Below are 17,200 nucleotides of genomic sequence, written 5' to 3' on the forward strand. Positions count from 1 at the left end.
GCTGACCGGGCGTCCGGCCCTCAGGAGTCCTGGACCAGGAAGCACCCGTGCCGCGCGTCCTGCGAGACGAACGCGAACGCCGTCGGCGCGGCGCCGAGGTTGAGGTGGAAGGGCAGGAAGTCCGGGTCCAGCTGGAGGGCCAGCCGCCACGGACCCCCGTCGGGCCACTCGTCGCCCTGGAAGAAGGCGGGAGTTCCGCCGATCTTGTCGCCGGCGACCGCCTCCCAGTACCGGTCGCGTTCGCCGTCGGGCAGTGCCGCGTACTCGTACCCGGAGAGGAAGGCCGGGTCCTCGCCGCGCCGGAGCCGGACACCGTACTCGGCGCGGGAGCCGTCCGCGCGGTGGTAGAGGCCGGGACCGGTCGCCGCCGGGAGCGTCGTGCCGGGGTAGACACCGCCCGGCTGCACGACCACGGCGTTAGCGCCCTCGTCGGGACAGGCGATGTCGGGGTCGAAGAAGGCCTCGTCGCCGTGCTCGGCGTGCGTCACGAAGACGTAGGCGAGCTTGCCCCGCCCCGCGTCGCCGAGCACCGCCTCCAGCTCGATCTGGCAGATGAAACGCATCGGTTCGCCCCACGCGTCGTTGACCGGCCACTGCGGCTCGGCGAGCCACACCGGCTGGCCCCCGAACTTGGTGACCGGGGCGGTGATCGCCGCCTCCGCGGGGACGAACGCCTCGATCCTCGACGTCGGCACCATGCCCCCATGCTGCACCACTCTCCGCGGCGCCGCACCGGCGGCCCGCGCAACTCGCGGACAATTGCGGCCAGTTGTCCGGCCCGTGCGGGCTGACGTGCACCGCCGACCGGAATGTCAAGGTCTTGACAACGTTGGAAAGGCCGGAGGAGCATCGCTTGCTGTTGCGATGACAACGTTGTCCATCCGGCAGGCGTCTCTCACCCTCCACGGGGCGCCGCTCCTTCCCGTAACTCCGAAGGGCAGGAAAGTGTCAGTCAGATCCTCCTCACCCGGCGGAAGAACCCGTCTCCGGCTCCGGGTCGCGACCGCGGCCGCGGCGGCCACCGCGCTCCTGGGCCTCGGCCTAGGCGCCCAGAGCGCAGGCGCCGCCTCCCCCGGTGCCGCACCGGCCGACCCGGCCTCGTACGTCAACCCGCTGATCGGCAGCTCGAACGCAGGGAACACCTACCCCGGCGCCGTCGTCCCGTTCGGCATGCTCGCCTGGAGCCCGCAGACCTCGACGGGCAACCAGTTCTCCACCCCCGCCCCCGGCGGCTACCGCTACGACGCCACCCGCATCCGCGGGTTCAGCCTCACCCACCTCAACGGCGTGGGCTGTTCCGGCGCCAACGGCGACATCCCGATCATGCCGTTCGTCGGCGACGTGACCTCCTCGCCCAGCTCCGACACGCGTGACGCGGTCTACGCGAGCACCTTCTCGCACACCGCGGAAACCGCACAGGCCGGCTTCTACAAGGTCGCCCTCGACAGCGGCGCCAGCGCCCGGCTGACCACCACCGCACGCACCGGCACCGGCGAGTTCGGCTTCCCCGCCGACAAGCCGGCCAGCATGCTGCTGCGCACCTCCAACTCCGAGAGCGGCAGCAGCGCGGCCTCGGTGCAGGTCGACGCCGCCACCCGCACGGTGACCGGCTCGGTCGACGCCGGCAACTTCTGCGGTCCGCAGAGCGCCAACAACCGGCACGACGTCTACACGCTGCACTTCACGGCCCACTTCGACCAGCCCTTCGCGAAGGTCGGCACCTGGACCGACGGCACGCTCACCCCGGGCTCCACCTCCGCCACCGGCGGCACCGGCTACAACAGCAGCGGCAACCCCGCGGCGGGCAAGGGCTCCGGCGCCTACATCACCTTCCCTGCCGGAACCGGCAGCGTGCAGGTGAAGGTCGCGATCTCCTACGTCAGCGCCGACGGCGCCGAGGCCAACCTGCGCGTGGAGAACCCCCCGTCGCGCTCCTTCGACTCGGTCCGCGCGGGCGCGAGTGCCGACTGGAACGCGGCGCTGCGCCGTATCGCGGTCTCCGGCGGCACCCCCGACCAGTTCAGCACCTTCTACACCGCGCTCTACCACTCGATGCTGGAGCCGACACTCACCAGCGACGTGGACGGGCGCTACCTCGGCGGCGACCGCGCGGTCCACCGGCTCGCCAAGGGCCAGCACGCGCAGTACGGCACCTTCTCCGGCTGGGACCAATACCGCGCCCAGGTGCAGCTGCTGACGCTGCTGCAGCCGCGTACCGGCAGCGACTACGCCCAGTCGCTGTTCAACTACGCGGCCCAGCGCGGCGGCGAGTGGGACCGCTGGCTGCTGGAGAACGGCAAGACCAGCATCATGTCCGGCGACCCCTCGGACGCGGCGCTGGCCGGCATCTACGCCTTCGGCGGACGGGACTTCGACGTCAAGGGCGCGCTCGCCTCCCTGGTGAAGGCGGCCACCGTGCCGACCGCCAATGACTCCGACAGCGCCGGCTGCAACGTCGAGTGCGTGGGCCAGCGCCCCGCCCTCGACCAGTACCTCAAGCTCGGCTACGTGCCGTCGGACAACTGCCACTGCTGGGGCGGCGCCGCCGAGACGCTGGAGGACGCGGCGGCCGACTTCGGCCTGTCGCAGCTCGCCGGCGCCGTCGGGGACAAGTCCGTGCAGAAGGCCTTCGCCGAGCGCAGCGGCAACTGGACGAACGTCTTCGACCCGAACGCGACCGCGCAGGGCGGCTACATGCGCGACCGCAACTCCGACGGCTCGTGGGCCGGCGCCACCTTCAACCCGGGCACCGGCAACGGCTTCGTCGAGGGCAGCAGCGCCCGCTACAGCTGGATGGTGTACTCCGACGCGGCCGGGCTCGCCCAGGCGATGGGCGGCAACGCCACCGCGGTCCAGCGGCTCGACGCCTTCTTCCGCGCCCCCGACGGCACCTTCGACTTCTCGGCGAAGGACCAGACCCGCTACGACCCCACCAACGAGCCGGACATCAACGCGCCCTACCTCTACGACTACTTCGGCGCTCCCTACAAGACCCAGCAGACCGTACGCGCCGAGACCGACCGGCTGTGGACGAACACCCCCGGCGGCATCCCCGGCAACGACGACGCCGGCACCATGTCCTCCTGGTACGTCTTCTCCGCGCTCGGCCTCTACCCGCAGGTGCCCAGCCGCGCCGACCTGGTGCTCAGCAGCCCGGTCTTCCCCAAGGCCGTGATCCGCACCGGCTCGGGCCGCACCATCACCGTCAACGCCCCGCAGGCGTCGGCGGACAACATCTACGTCCAGGGCCTGCGCGTCAACGGCAAGGCCTCGGACCGGCCGTGGGTCCCGGCGTCCTTCGCCACCGGCGGCGGCACCCTCGACTACACCCTGGGCGCCACCCCGGACACCCGCTGGGGCAGCGACGCCAAGGACGCCCCGCCGTCCTTCCGCGACGGTGAGGCACCCTTCTTCGCCGCCGCCTCGCCGGCGTCGGTGAAGGCAGAACCGGGCAGTTCCGCGACGACCTCGCTCGACCTGTCCACCATCCAGGGCAAGAAGACCGCGGTGTCCTGGAGCGCCGCCGCACCGGCCGGCATCACCCTGTCGCCCTCGCACGGCACCGTCACCGTGCCGGGCAACGGCAAGGCGACCGCCGAGGTCGGCGTCCACGTCGCCGCGGACACCAAGTCCGGTGTCTACCGGGTGCCGTTCACCCTCACCGGCCGGCACGGCGCCAAGGCCCCGACGGCGTGGCTGAGCGTCACCGTCGGCGTCAACGGCTCGGTCACCTGGTACGTCAACAGCAACGGCATCTCCTACGACGACTCCGACCCGACCGCCAACTTCGACGGCGGCGGCTGGAGTTACTCCGCGAAGGCGCTGGCAGCAGCGGGGGCCGTCCCGGGCGGGACCGTCTCGGCCGGCGGCTTCGACTTCACCTGGCCCGACGTCGCGCCCGGCGCGCCCGACAACATCGTCGTGGGCGGCGGCGACCAGGTCCTCGACATGTCGAAGACCTCGGCGGGGGCCACGAAGCTGAGCCTGCTCGGCAGCGCGGCCTTCGGTGACACGACCGGCACGGTCACGCTCACCTACACCGACGGCAGCACGCAGCAGGCGGAGGTCGGCTTCAGCGACTGGACGCTCGGCGGCGGGGGAAGCACCCCCTCCTTCGGCAACACCATCGCGGTGCACACCGACTACCGCGACGTCATGGGCGGCTCCACCGAACCGGTCGGCACGGACGTGTTCGCCACCGCACCGGTCGCCCTGCAGTCCGGCAAGCAGCTCGCCTCGGTGACGCTGCCGGCCACCACGCAGGGCGGTGACATGCACGTCTTCGGCATCGCCACCGCGTGACGCCCTGAACCGGCTGCACACACACCCGCCCCGGGCCGTCGTCGGCCCGGGGCGGGTGCGCCGTCGGTGCGGTCAGGAGCCGTCCGGCCGGCCCGCGGCCTCCGCGATGATCTCCTGGAGTGCCGCGATGTGCCCCTGGAACGCCGTGCGGCCGGTGTCCGTCAGGCGGGCGCGGACCTTTCTGCGGGTGCCGCTCAGCCGCCGCTCCGTGGTCACGTAGCCGGCCTCCTCCAGGGTCGCGAGCTGCTTGGACAGGGCCGAGTCCGACAGCCCCAGCTGCTCCTTGAGATAGCCGAACTCGGCCCAGTCGGCGGCGGTGAGCGTCGCCATGAGCGACAGCCGGGTGCTGGGGTGGATCAGCTCGTCGAACAGCGGCTCGGTCATGCCCGCGCCCAGCGGCGCAGGACGCGCAGGATCTCCGGGCCGCCGAACCCGACGACCGCCGCGACCAGGACGGCCGCCCAGATGGCCGCGTGCCCGGCGCCGTCCGCGTCGAGGACCAGGGCCGCCAGGATCGTGGCGCCGACCAGGACGACCAGCATGCCGACCACGATCAGCGGGACGCGGTGGCCGGCGACCGACCGGCTGACCTGCAGCCGCCCGGTGCGGCGGCGGCCGTCGAGCAGGCGCGCGGCGAGCGTGGTGTGCGCGGCGCCGAAGACCACGGTCGCCATGCCCGCCGCCCACCGCGGCGCCTCGCTGCCCAGCACGCCGAGCAGCAGCCAGCCGCCTGCCATGGCCCACCAGTAGCCGCGCGGCAGGCCGATCTCCTGCTCGACCTGGCGCCTTGCGCGGTCGGCCGCGTCCAGGGCCGTACGCGCTTCTTCCGCTGCGATGCCGTCCATGACCACTCCCCCTTGACTTTCCTGCTGGGAAAGTAAGCTTTCACTTTCCCACCGGGAAAGTCAAGGGGGATCGGCCAGGGGGTCGCGACGACCCCATTGTCAGGGCACGGTCAAGCCTTTAGAGTCCTCGCCGGAGCATCCGGCACTTCCGCATCGTCCGGCACATCCCTCACCCCTGGACGTGACATGACGCGACGCCGTCGTACGCTCATCGCCGCCTGCCTGCTGGGCGTCCCCGCCGCCGGCGCACTGCTGCCCTCCGCCGAGGCCGCCGTGCCGCCCGAGCACGCCATCGTGGTGTGCCAGAGCGCGAGCTTCTACGCCAACTACAACAGCTCCAGCGGGCCTTCGGGGCTGCTGCGCACGCTGGGCTACGGCGACAAGATCGGCCACACCCCCGGTTCCCACCCCGTCTACAACGGGTGGGCCGCCAGCTTCGACTACGGCCCCAACGACTGGGGCTACCTGCGCATCGAGTGCATCGGCGGCTACGACTCCTGGTGACACGGCGGCCACCGCCCCTGCCGCCCTGCGCAACACCTTCCGACATCCCTTCCACCAGCGGGAGTTCACCGTGCTGCGAACCGTAACGACGGGCGCGGCGGCCGCCGCCCTGGCCGCCGCCGCGCTGCTGGCCCTCGCCGTGCCCGCGGGCGCCGCGAACGGCAGGGTCGGGGTCCGCGAGACCGTCTGCGCCCAGGACCTCTACGTCAGGACCGCACCCGTCGGGGCCTGGATGGGCACGCTGTACACCGGGCAGACCTTCCTGGTCGAGGAGGTCGACGGCTCCTGGGTGTACGGCTTCGCCTACGGCGACATCAACCGGCACGGCTGGGTCCAGAACGGCTGGTTCTGCTGACGCTCCCCGGCGCCGCCGCCCGCCGCGTCAGCCCTGGTGCTGGTAGCGGCCGGGCGTGGTGCCGACCAGGTCGGTGAAGGCCGCGATGAAACTGCTGGGGTTGGCCCAGCCGCACGCGTGCGCGACATGGCTGATGTCGTGCCCGTCGGCGAGCAGCACCAGCGCGTGGCACAGCCGGATCTGGGTGCGCCACTGGTAGAAGGTCATGCCCAGCTCGCGCTGGAAGAGCCGGCTGAGGGTCCGGGAACTCGCGCCGACCGCGCGGCCGAGGCCGGGCAGCGGCGTCCTGTCCCCCGGGTCGTCCTGCAGCCGCCGGGCGACGGCCCGCAGCCGGTCGTCGACGGGCTCGGGGATGTGCAGGGGCTGCTCCCTGGCCTCGCGCAGTTCGTCCACGAGCACCCGCCGCATCCGGGCCAGCGGGCCGCGGTCCTCCGGGGCCGGGTCGTCGTAGCTGCGCGGCCCGGTGAGGGTGAGCAGCAGTTCCCTGGTGAGGCCGTCGGCCAGCAGCACCACGGGGTGGCCGGGCATGAGGCGGTCGTAGGAGTGCGGGAGGAACAGGACCCGCATGTCGGTGGCGCTGTGGGCGCGGTGGTGGTGGGCGACCCCGGCGGGGACCCACGCGACCCGGTTGGCCGGGACGACCGAGGTGCCCCGGTCGGTGTGCACGGACAGGACCCCGCGGGCGGCGTACAGGAGGTGCCCCGAGGTGTGGGTGTGCGCCTGGCTGCCCTGGCCCGCGGACCACTGGTGCCTGCCGCCCGCGGGCCACAGGATCGAGGCGGCACCGCTCTCCCGGCCGGCTGCTTGGCGTCGAAGGGGCATAGGTTGGCAGTTTACCGGTCGACAGCCACACCGGGCCAGGCGGAGCCTTGGTCGCATGACGACAGACGAACGGAAAGAGCAGCGCAGGACCTTCGTGCTGGTGCCCGGCGCCTGGCACGGGGCGTGGGTGTGGGACGGCATGGCGGCCAGGCTCAGGGAGGCCGGGCACCGGGCGGTCGCCGTCACGCTGGACGGCCTGGAGCCCGAACCCTCGCCGGAGGGCGCCGCGGCGAACCTGGACACGCATATCGACCGGGTGCTCGCGGTGCTGGACAGCTGCGGCCCGGGACCCGTCACCTTGTGCGCCCACAGCTACGGGGGCTTCGTGGCGGCCGGTGCGGCGGACCGGGCCGCCCGCCCGCCGGAGCGGCTGGTGTTCTGCGACGCCTTCGTGCCGGCCGACGGCGACTCCTGGTGGGACCTGGCCAACGACCACTACCGGGACCGGATCATCGCCGGCGCGCGGGCGGACGGCCGCACGGCGGCGCCCTCCCCCGGCACGGACCCCAGGCGCCGGCCGCACCCCGTCGCCTCGTTCCTCCAGCGCCTGCGCCTGGGCGACGGCATGGACCGCGTCGCCCGCCGCACCCTCGTCCACGCGTCCGGGTGGGCGGCGACCCCCTTCCGCCCCCAGTTCGAGCGGCTGCGCACCGACCCCCGCTGGGAGGTCCACGACCTGCCGGTCGGCCACGCCGTGTACGACGAGGCCCCCGACGACCTCTTCGCCGTCCTGACCGACAGCGCACGCTGAGCAGCCCGGCGATGCCGTTCACGATCAGGAATTGCGTTCATGTTCTTGACGCCCCCGGCAGGCGCGCGCAGACTTCCAGACGTTTGCCTTCATCCTGTGAACTCGCTGAATTCGCAGGCGCGGACGCCCTTTTGGAGGACCTGTATGCGCATGGCCCGCCTTGCGGTCGCGGCGGCTGCCGCCGCTGCCCTCGCCGTACCCCTGGCAGTTCCGGCCACCGCCGGAAGCGTTTCCGGGACGGGCGGGGCGGATCCGGCCGCCGCCCGGCCCTGGCTCGACGCACGTCTGCCGCTGGAGAAGCGCATCGACCTGCTGCTCGCCCAGATGACCAACGCCGAGAAGGCGTCGCTGATGACGTCGGTGGACAAGCCCGCGGGGTCGCACGCCACCGGCTACATACCGGGCATCGAGCGGCTTGGCGTGCCGGGGCTGCAATTCACCGACGGGCCGGGCGGTGTCCGCGACGGGCAGCCGTCCACCGCGATGCCCTCCCCCGTGTCGCTGGCCGCCTCCTTCGACACCGACATGGCCGGGCAGTACGGGACGGTGCTCGGCTCGGAGGCCAGGTCCCGTGACTACCAGGTCGTCTACGGGCCGATGGTCAACATCGTGCGCACCCCGCTGGGCGGCCGGGACTTCGAGACCCTGGGCGAGGACCCGGAGCTGGCCGGGGACATCGCGGCCTCCGAGATCCGCGGCATCCAGGCGCAGGGTGTCGCCGCCCAGGTCAAGCACTTCGCGGGCAACAACCAGGAGAACGCCCGTACGACCTCCAGCTCCGACATCGACGAGCGGACGCTGCAGGAGATCTACCTGCCCGCCTTCGAGAAGGCCGTCAAGGAGGGCGACGCCTGGTCGGTGATGTGCGCGTACAACAAGGTCAACGGCACCTACGCGTGCGAGAACGCGCAGATCCTGCGGGACGTCCTGATCGACACCTGGAAGTTCGACGGCGTCATCGACACCGACTACCCGGCCAACCACAGCACCGTGAAGTCCGCGCTGGCCGGGCTCGACCAGGAGTTCAGCGGCACGACGTACTTCAAGCAGCTGCCCGCCGCCGTCGCCGCGGGCGCGGTGCCGCAGTCCGTGCTGGACGACGCGGCCCGCCGCATCCTGCGACTGGAGTTCCGCACGGGCCAGTTCGCGCCGCAGACCCCGCCGGCCGTCGACTACGAGGCCGACAGCGCCGTCGCACGCAAGGCGGCCGAGGCGGGCAGCGTCCTGCTGAAGAACAGCGGCGCCCAACTCCCGCTGGACACCGCCGAGCTGACCTCGCTCGCGGTGATCGGCCCGAACGCCGACACCGCGGTCACCGGGGGCGGCGGCAGCTCCGCCGTCACCCCGTACAAGAAGGTCGACCCGGTCTCGGGGCTGCGCGCACGGCTGGGCGGCACCGTCGACGTCACCTCGGTGAAGGCGGGCGGCGGCGCCGGCTTCCCGCCGATCCCGGCCTCCGCGCTCAGCGGCCTCAAGGGCGAGTACTTCGCCGGCACGACGCTGTCCGGCACACCCGCGCTCACCCGCGACGACCCGGACGTCGACTTCGACTGGGGCACCGGGTCGCCCGACCCCGCCCTGCCGGCCGACGGCTTCTCCGCGCGCTGGACGGGTACGGTCACCAGCCCGGCGACCGCGGCGTACACCTTCTCCGCGACCAGTGACGACGGCAGCAGGATCTACCTCGACGGCACCCTGATCGCCGACAACTGGGGCGACCACGGCGTCAGGACCGTCAAGAGCGCCCCGGTGCAGCTCACCGCGGGCGACCCGCACACGCTGCGGGTGGAGTACTACGAGAACGCGGGCGGCGCGTCCGTCACCGTGGGCTGGTCGGCGCCCGGCGTGCCCGACCCGACCATCACCGCGGCAGCGGCGGCGGCAGCCAAGGCCGACGTGGCCGTGGTCGTGGTGGGCGACTCCTCGAGCGAGGGCTCCGACCGTACGACGCTGGCCCTGCCCGGCAACGAGGACGACCTCATCCGCGCCGTCGCGGCGGCCAACCCGCACACCGTCGTGGTGCTGCGGGCGGGCGCCCCGGTGCTGATGCCCTGGCTCGCGGACGTGCCCGCGGTCCTGGACATGTGGTACCCGGGCCAGGAGGACGGCAACGCGCTCGCCGCGCTGCTCACCGGCGACGCGGAGCCGGGCGGGCGGCTGCCGGTCAGCTTCCCGCGGACCGACGCGCAGACCGCGACGGCCGCGGCGCCCGGCCGCTACCCGGCCGTGGACGGCGTCTACGACTACAGCGAGGGCCTCGACGTCGGCTACCGCTGGTACGACCAGGAGGGCCAGACCCCGCTGTTCCCCTTCGGGTACGGCCTGTCGTACACCTCCTTCCGGCTCTCCCACCTCACCTCAGGACCCAGCCGGGTCGAGGCGACCGGCCGCGGCACCGCCCCGGTGCACCTGTCCGTCGACGTGACCAACACCGGCCGCAGGACCGGCACCGACGTGGTGCAGGTCTACCTCGGCAGTCCCGCAGGCTCCGGCGAACCGCCCAAGGCGCTCAGGAGCTTCGCCAAGGTGAGCCTCAAGCCCGGTCAGACCAAGGCGGTCCGCTTCACGCTCACCGCCGACGACCTGCGCACCTGGGACAGCAGCGCCCACGACTGGACGGTGCTCACCGGCCGCTACCCGGTCTCCGTCGGGCAGTCGTCCGCCGACACCCCGCTGCACACCGCGGTCACCGTCACCCGCTCGGTCGGCACGCAGTACACCGCCCTCACCGCGCCGGCCACCACCGACGCCGGTGCCACACAGACCGTGAAGCAGTCCTTCACCAACACCGGTGACTCCACCGTCCGCGACGTGCGCCTCGGGCTGGAGCTGCCGACCGGCTGGACCGCGAAGCCCGCCCCGGGGGCGCAGACCGCGCCGCGCACGGTCCGGCCGCACTCCACGGTCAGCGCCGACTGGACCGTCACCGCACCCGCCGACGCCGCGGCCGGGCCCGCCACGCTCACCGCCAAGGCGTCCTACGAACTGGAAGGGCACACGTCCCGCACCGCCGACACCACGACCACCGTCCCGTACGCGACGACGGCAGCCGCGTACGACAACGCGGGGATCAGCGCCGACAGCGACCCGTCGACCGGTGAACTCGACCCCGGCGGCTACAGCCTGTCCGCGACCCAGCTCGCGGCGGTCGGCTACACCCCAGGCGCCACGGTGACCGCGGGCGGCCTGTCCTACACCTGGCCCGACACCCGGCCGGGTGAGCCCGACAACATCGCGGCCGCCGGGCAGGTGATCCGCCTGCAGGGCCAGGGCTCCCGGCTCGGCATCCTGGGCACCGGCATCGGCTCGGCCCACTCCGGCACCGTCACGGTCACCTACACCGACGGCACCAGTACGGACCTGGCCGTCGACCTGCCCGACTGGTACAGCAACAAGGCCGGCGGCAACGCCCAGCTCGCGGTGACCACCGCGAACTGGAACCGCCCGCCCGACGACACCCTCGGCAACCACGCCGTCAGTCTCTACACCACCGGCGGAGCGCTCGACCCGGGTAAGACCGTCGCCACGGTGACGCTGCCCGACGACAGCGGCTTCCACGTCTTCGCCCTGTCCCTGGGCTGAGAAACCGAGATCCCGGCCGGCGTCCTGGCCGAACTGCCGTGCCCCGCACCGGACTTTAGGTGCGGGGCACGCGCACGCCCGCTCCGCTCACGCGAGCTGGAGGTCGGCCACCGCGTGGGCCGCTGCCATGATGCTCAGCTGCGGATTGACCTCGGGGCAGCCGGGCAGCAGCGAGGCGTCGGCAATCAGCACGCCGTGGACACCGCGGAGCCGCCCGGCGGGGTCGGCGGGGAAGCGCCGGGGGTCGGCGCCCGCCGCCGCCGTGCCGGTGGGGTGGTAGGCCGACAGGTGGAGCTGACCTGCCGTCACCTGTCCCAGCACGGCGTCGAGTTCGTCCAGGGTACGCACCCGGGGCGCGCGCGGGATGCCGGTCAGGACCTCCCGGGCACCTGCGGCCAGCAGCAGCCGCCCCATGGCCCGGACCGCGGTCAGGAGGCGGTCCGCGTCGCGCGGGGCGAGGTCGTAGCGGACCAGTGCGCGGTCCCGGCCCAGCACGCGGCCCGACGGCAGGTCGGCGACCATCGCGCCGAGGGTGGCGAGGCGGTGGGCGTCGTCGGCCTCGGCGCTCAACTCCCGCCCCACGCCGGGCAGGACGAAGGATCCCATGCCGGGCGGGGTCGCCGTCGCCTCGATCAGCACACCCTGCCCGTGCAGTTCCTCGACGCCGACGCTCTGCAGCACCCCCTCCCAGGCGGTGACCGGCTCGGCGAAGCGGCCCGCGACGCTGGTGGCCGGGTGGACGCTGAGGTTGCGGCCGAGCCGCGGGTGCCCGCCGAGGCCCGAGCGGCGCAGCAGCGGCGGCGTCTGCAGGGCGCCCGCCGCGACCACGACCAGCGGCGCGAGGATCTCCAGCGTGCCGCCGCCCTCGCGGGCCACGCGGACGCCCGCCGCACGCGGGCCGCCGGGACGGTCGGGGTCCACCAGGATCCGCAGCACCCGGGCGCCGGTGACGATACGGGCGCCCGCGGCACACGCCGCGGGCAGCACGGAGAGCTGGACGCTCTGCTTGGCGCCGGTCGGGCAGCCCACCACGCACTGGCACGAGCCCTTGCAGCCGGGGGCGTTGCGGCGCAGCGGCGCGGCCTGCCAGCCGAGTTCGCGCGCGCCCGCGAGGGCGATCCTGCCGTTGGCGCCGAGGACCTCCGTCGGCTGGGCGGCCACCTGCAGGGTGCGCTCCGCCTCGTCCAGGTACCTCCCGAGGTCCGCGGCGGGCGCGAAGCCGAACTCCCCGGCCCAGCGGGCCAGCACGTGCTCCGGGGTGCGGTAGCAGGTTCCCGCGTTGACGACCGTGGTGCCGCCGACGGCGCGCCCGGTGGGCAGCAGCAGCGGCGGCCTCCCCAGTGCGACGGTGGCGCCGCCGTCGCGGTACAGCTCGGTGAAGCGGTCGAGCGGCGCCCGCCGCCCGAAGGACGCGGTGCTGTGGTGCCGCCCCTCCTCCAGGACGACGACCCGCAGCCCGCCACGGGCCAGGGTCCGCGCCGCCATGGCGCCCCCCGCGCCGGAGCCGACCACGACCGCGTCGGCGGTCGAACGCGCGGGCCACCGGTCGGAGGGCGTGCAGTCGAGCGGCGGGTCCTCGCGGGCCGGGGCCGGTGCGGGCAGGCCCTGCTGGACCATGCGCTCGGTCCCCGCGGCGAGCAGCACCGGGACCTTGACGACGTCGAGCAGCGCCAGCAGTGCGGGCCTGGCGCCCAGGGCGCCGACCACCGACTCCCGCTCGGGCACTGACAGGTCGGCGAGCCTGCGCCCCGTCCTGGCCACGGCGTAGCCGTCGAGTGCCCCGGCCGCCGCCCGCATCCCGGTGCGGGCGGGCAGGGGCATCGAGGCGACCACCGCGTCCAGCCGGGCGGGGACGCGGGCGTGCCAGCCGGCACCGCCTGCCCTGCCCTCCGGGAGGAGCGCCGCCGCCAGGCCCGTGAGGCTGCGGGAGGCGCCGGGGGGGCGGTCCTGCCTGCGCGGGGCGGCGGTCACCGGGTGCCCACTTCCGCGTGGGCCGTGCCGTCCAGGCTCCAGCGCCGCTCCGTCCGCCAGCCGCCCCACCAGCGCTCCAGGACCACCTCGGCGTCGGCGCGTTCGCTGTTGCGGCAGGTCGCGCGGGCGCCGTCGGGGTCGGTGTACTCCAGGGCGAGGGTGCGCTCCGCCGGCTGGGTGACCCGGACGCGGATCCGGCGCAGGCCGGCACGCCCGGTGACGGTCCAGGTCGGCAGGCCGATCGTGCAGCGGAAGCGGCCGGCTCCCGCCCAGCCGACGGCCGTTCGCTCCGCCCGCCGCGGCCAGGTGCTGCCGTCGCCGCGGCGCAGCCGGAGGAAGACCAGCGGCGGCAGCCTGCGCAGGACCGGCCGGGTGGACACCGCGGCGACCACTTCGAGGACGGCGTCGCCCAGGTCGGCGTGCAGCCACGCCCAGCGGTGCGCGTTGCCGTGGCCGAAGATCCGTGCGGTGGCGCCGGGTGCACGGTCGAGCGCCAGCGTCGCGGCCCCGTACGAGAACGTGCCGCTGTAGTGGGCGCGTGCGGCGGGCAGCATCTGTGCGGCGGGCAGCAGCGGGCGCCGCCACGACCAGCGCGGGAAGGTGAACAGCGGTGCCCCGGCGGGCTGTTCCGCCAGGTCCCAGCGCAGGTCCCCGGCGGAGCCGGTCAGCCTGCCGGGCCGGGCAGCCACCCCGTCCGCCGCGAAACCGTCCGGCGGCCGGGTCCACTCGGCGGGGCCGAACCTGGCGTGCGCGACGGGGCCGCCCGCGGGGAAGACGGCGGCCCAGCCGTGGGCGTGGGGGGCCGATCCGTCGGTGGGCGCGACCACCTCGTGGTGCAGCCACAGCCCGGTGCCGGTGGCCGGGTCCGTCGCCGTGGTGTACCAGACCTCCGTACGCCCGGGTGCGCCGCTCCAGCGCGGCGCCGCGAAGGCCTCCGGGCCGCTCTCCTGCCGCGGGAAGCGGAAACTCGACAGGAAGGGGGCGAGTTGGGTCGCCGCCGGGAAGCGCAGCGCGCCCGTACCGGCCGGCGCCCCGTCCTCGTACAGCGTGAACGGCAGCCGGGTCATCGATGCCAGCGGGCGCCGGGGGGTGACGGACTTCCAGCCGTCGAGGGTGAGCCTGCGGCCGCCGGCGATGAAGGAGATCCGGTAGCGGATGCGGCGCCGTGCGAGCGGGGATATCTCCAACTCGCCCGCGGCGTCCGGGTCGTCGGCCCATCCGGCGATCCGCACCCGCCCCGCGGCCCGGGCCTGGGTGGTCCCCAGCGGGCGCAGCACCCGGTCCGCGGTGACCCGCAGGTCGAGGCGGACCCGGCGGGCGTGGTCCTCGCCGTCGAGCCGGACGGTGCCGGCCATCGACTCGCGGAAGGCGGTACCCCTGCCGCCGCCGGTCCCGGCCGCGGCGCTCATGCCGGCCCGTCCAGCATGATCCGCTCGGTGGCGGTGAGATACGCCTCCGCGGCCCGCCGCGCGGCGTCCCCGTCCCCCGCTTCCACGGCCGCGACGACCGGGGCGAGCCGGGCGTGCGCGGCGGCCGGTTCGGTGAACGGCCCCACCAGGGCGGCCCGTACGGGCAGGTAGGCGTTGAAGAGGGTGTTGGTCAGCAGTACGTAGACGCGGTTGCCGGTGGCGCGGGCGAGCGCCCGGTGCACCTCGACGTCGGCGAGCTGCACCGCGTCCGCGCTCTCTGCGGTGCGTACCGCGTCCAGCAGTTCGCGCAGCTCGCCCTGCTGGGCGCGGGTGGCCCGGGCGGCGGCGCGTTCCGCGATCAACGCGCCGACGTCCCGGCGTACTTCGAAGATCTCGCCGAACCAGTCGGGGCTGTGCCGCACCAGCATCGGCAGCAGGTCCGCGCCGCCCAGCCGGGCGAAGTCCCGTACCCGGGTGCCCACTCCGTGCCGGGTCTCCAGCAGCCCGGCCTGCACCAGGCGCCCGAAGGCGTGCTTGAGGGTGGTGCGGGTGACGCCGTAGCCGTCGGCCAGCCGCCGTTCGGGCGGCAGGTAGCTGCCCGCCGGGTGCCGCCCGGCCAGGATGTCCTCGCGCAGCCTGCCCTCCAGGACGTCCACGACGGTCTCGCGCGGCAGTGCCTCCACGGCGGTCCTCCCCAAGTGCGCTGCGGCCGCTGCTGGTTCAGTGGCTCAGTGGCTCATCCACTGAACCAGCGGAGGGAGGGTGCCGTCAATGCACCGGCCCGGCCGGGCCGTTCGGCTACGCGGGCGTCGCCCGGTTCAGCGGCGGCGGGGTGACGGTCTCGCGGGTGCGCAGGTAGCGGACGAAGCCCTCGTGGTCGAGGGTGTGGCGGACCGGGTCGGTGTACGTGGTCAGGGCGTCGTAGCCGTCGTAGGCGAGCATCGTGTAGGCGTTGGTCGCCAGCCGGTAACTGCCCTCCAGGTCCAGCGGCTTGCCCTTGACGGTGATCTTCGCCGGGTCCACGCGGGAGCCCACCGGCTGCGAGGTGTCGTAGACGTAGCGGACCTCGTCGGACACCGCCAGCGGGAAGAAGCCGACGCTGCCGTCGGCGCGGGTCTGCCACTGCTGCTCCAGCGCCTGGTGGACGGCGGCGCCGGTGTAGGTCGCGGACATGTTGGGGCTGTCGAAGCCGTACGCCTTCCAGGCCTCGCCGAAGAGGATCACGCCGTCGGCGTCGCCCGCCGCGGCGCCCTTGGCGTACGGCAGGTCGCCGCCGAGGGCGGACCGGGCCTTGGGAGGCTTGCTCGGGAAGACGGCGAGGTCGGCGGGGCGCGGGGCGCGGGCGGCGCCCTTCTCGGCGTACTGGGTGGAGTCCCAGACCAGGAAGTCGGCGACGAGGTTGCCCAGCGTGGACTCGCCGGAGGCGTTCGCGGCCCGGGTGAGGTCGCCGGTCTGGCGGGCCAGCGGTGTGGCGTCCAGCGCGGCGGCCTTGCCCGTCCAGTAGGCCACGATGTCGGCGACCTCGGGGTCCTGGGGGACGTCACGGGTGACGGCGTGGTTGGTGGACGTCGTCAGCTCGCGCACGATCCTGCCGGTGCGCGCGTCCAGCCTGATGGTGGTCTCGTTCAGCAGCTGGCCGTAGTAGCCGGCCTCGACGACCGGCCGGGGCACCCCGTTGGGATCGTCGACCATCATGTTGAAGCGGCAGTGCCAGTGGCCCGTGACGATCACCCCGATGTCCGGGTCGGCCTTGGCCGCCAGGTCGAAGGCGGGTCCCGTGGGGCTGCTGCCCGCGTTGTAGTCGTCGCCCGCGTATCCGCCCTCGTGCATGACGACGACGAGCGCGTTGACCCCGCGCGCCTTCAGCTCGGCGGCGGACCGGTTGGCGCTGTCGACGAGGTCGGTGGTGGTCAGGGTGGGCTGGTAGGAGCAGTTGAAGCCGGGCCCTGCGACGGCGCCCTCGACCGTCATGTGGATGAACCCGACGGGCAGCCGGCGCCCGCCGGGGGCTTGCACGTACTCGATGTTCCAGGACGGCAGCACCTGGCCGCCGTCGGCGGTGCGCACCACGTTGCCGCTGTAGTACGTCCAGTCGGCGCCTTTGAAGCGGCGGCCGGTGGACAGCGGGAAGCTCTCGAAGGGCGCGTCGTAGGGGTAGTGCCTGCCGCGCACCATGTGGTTCATGGTGAAGTCCATGCCCTTGTCCAGCTCGTGGTTGCCCAGCGAGGAGAACCGCAGGCCCATGGCGTTGAGGACCTCGATCGTGGACTCGTTGTTCAGGACGTCGGCGTAGTACGCCCACCCGGCGAAGTTGTCGCCGGCGGAGAAGAAGAGGGAGTTGGCCCGGCCCTCCCTGAGCCGCTTGAGGTGGGTGGCCAGGTAGGCCGCTCCCCCGGTGACGGTCGGCGCACCGCCCGCCGGGTCGGGTATCGTGCCGCCCTCGCTCGCGCCGGGCGGGGCGACGTAACCGTGCAGGTCGGTGATGCTGAGCAGCTGGACGTCGACGTAGCCGCTCGCCGAGGGGGCGTCGGCGGCGGCGGGAGTGGCGCGGGCGGCGGTGCCGACGGCGGCGGTGACGGCGACCGCCGCGCCGGAGGCGAGGACCGAGCGGCGCGGGACTTTGCGGGCATGCGGATGCACGGGGTTCCCCCAGGTCGGC

At 73.9% G+C, this 17,200-nt stretch carries 13 protein-coding genes; 5 read left to right on the top strand and 8 right to left on the bottom strand.

Annotated features, from left to right (window positions below; all coding sequences use genetic code 11):
- Positions 1-20: 20 nt before the first annotated feature.
- The gene (locus tag JT723_RS19510) at positions 21-698 is read right to left on the bottom strand and encodes a DUF1963 domain-containing protein (protein ID WP_205045964.1); all 678 of its coding nucleotides are present in this window, start codon (positions 696-698) and stop codon (positions 21-23) included.
- A gap of 247 nt (positions 699-945) precedes the next feature.
- On the opposite strand from JT723_RS19510, the gene JT723_RS19515 reads away from it, so the two are divergent.
- Entirely contained in the window at positions 946-4,302 is a 3,357-nt protein-coding gene (locus JT723_RS19515) for a GH92 family glycosyl hydrolase (RefSeq protein ID WP_251512633.1), read from the top strand.
- 72 nt (positions 4,303-4,374) lie between these two features.
- On the opposite strand, the gene JT723_RS19520 is transcribed toward JT723_RS19515, so the two are convergent.
- Positions 4,375-4,686, bottom strand: a complete 312-nt coding sequence (locus JT723_RS19520) for a winged helix-turn-helix domain-containing protein (RefSeq protein WP_205045966.1) — start codon at positions 4,684-4,686, stop codon at positions 4,375-4,377.
- Positions 4,683-5,147, bottom strand: a complete 465-nt coding sequence (locus tag JT723_RS19525; RefSeq protein WP_205045967.1) for a hypothetical protein — start codon at positions 5,145-5,147, stop codon at positions 4,683-4,685. The genes JT723_RS19520 and JT723_RS19525 overlap by 4 nt, the downstream gene beginning before the upstream one ends.
- A gap of 186 nt (positions 5,148-5,333) precedes the next feature.
- On the opposite strand from JT723_RS19525, the gene JT723_RS19530 reads away from it, so the two are divergent.
- Both JT723_RS19530 and JT723_RS19535 read left to right on the top strand, forming a co-directional pair.
- Entirely contained in the window at positions 5,334-5,651 is a 318-nt protein-coding gene (locus tag JT723_RS19530) for a hypothetical protein (RefSeq protein ID WP_205045968.1), read from the top strand.
- Between the two features lie 70 nt (positions 5,652-5,721).
- Positions 5,722-6,006: a hypothetical protein gene (locus tag JT723_RS19535; RefSeq protein ID WP_205045969.1), complete on the top strand. Its 285-nt coding sequence runs from the start codon at positions 5,722-5,724 to the stop codon at positions 6,004-6,006.
- Positions 6,007-6,033: 27 nt separating this feature from the next.
- Here JT723_RS19535 and JT723_RS19540 read toward each other — a convergent pair whose 3' ends face one another.
- On the bottom strand, positions 6,034-6,828 hold the full coding sequence (locus tag JT723_RS19540; RefSeq protein ID WP_205045970.1) for an AraC family transcriptional regulator: 795 nt from the start codon (positions 6,826-6,828) through the stop codon (positions 6,034-6,036).
- Positions 6,829-6,883: 55 nt separating this feature from the next.
- Between JT723_RS19540 and JT723_RS19545 the strand changes: the two genes are divergently transcribed.
- Complete coding sequence (locus JT723_RS19545) at positions 6,884-7,579, top strand: alpha/beta fold hydrolase (RefSeq protein WP_205045971.1); 696 nt, start codon at positions 6,884-6,886, stop codon at positions 7,577-7,579.
- Positions 7,580-7,729: 150 nt separating this feature from the next.
- Positions 7,730-11,161, top strand: a complete 3,432-nt coding sequence (locus tag JT723_RS19550; protein ID WP_205045972.1) for a glycoside hydrolase family 3 C-terminal domain-containing protein — start codon at positions 7,730-7,732, stop codon at positions 11,159-11,161.
- An 87-nt stretch (positions 11,162-11,248) separates the two neighbouring features.
- Here the strand turns inward: JT723_RS19550 and JT723_RS19555 are convergent, their stop codons facing one another.
- The 4 genes from JT723_RS19555 to JT723_RS19570 form a co-directional block, all read right to left on the bottom strand.
- Positions 11,249-13,132, bottom strand: a complete 1,884-nt coding sequence (locus tag JT723_RS19555) for a GMC family oxidoreductase N-terminal domain-containing protein (RefSeq protein WP_205045973.1) — start codon at positions 13,130-13,132, stop codon at positions 11,249-11,251.
- Entirely contained in the window at positions 13,129-14,541 is a 1,413-nt protein-coding gene (locus JT723_RS19560) for a tocopherol cyclase family protein (RefSeq protein WP_205045974.1), read from the bottom strand. The genes JT723_RS19555 and JT723_RS19560 overlap by 4 nt, the downstream gene beginning before the upstream one ends.
- Positions 14,538-15,224, bottom strand: coding sequence for a FadR/GntR family transcriptional regulator (locus JT723_RS19565; protein WP_205045975.1), 687 nt, complete (start codon positions 15,222-15,224; stop codon positions 14,538-14,540). Before JT723_RS19565 ends, JT723_RS19560 begins: the two co-directional genes overlap by 4 nt.
- 115 nt (positions 15,225-15,339) lie before the next feature.
- Complete coding sequence (locus JT723_RS19570; RefSeq protein ID WP_205045976.1) at positions 15,340-17,181, bottom strand: bifunctional metallophosphatase/5'-nucleotidase; 1,842 nt, start codon at positions 17,179-17,181, stop codon at positions 15,340-15,342.
- Between the last annotated feature and the right edge of the window lie 19 nt (positions 17,182-17,200).

The organism is Actinacidiphila bryophytorum, assembly GCF_016916835.1.
In the GTDB taxonomy this organism is placed as follows: domain Bacteria; phylum Actinomycetota; class Actinomycetes; order Streptomycetales; family Streptomycetaceae; genus Actinacidiphila; species Actinacidiphila bryophytorum.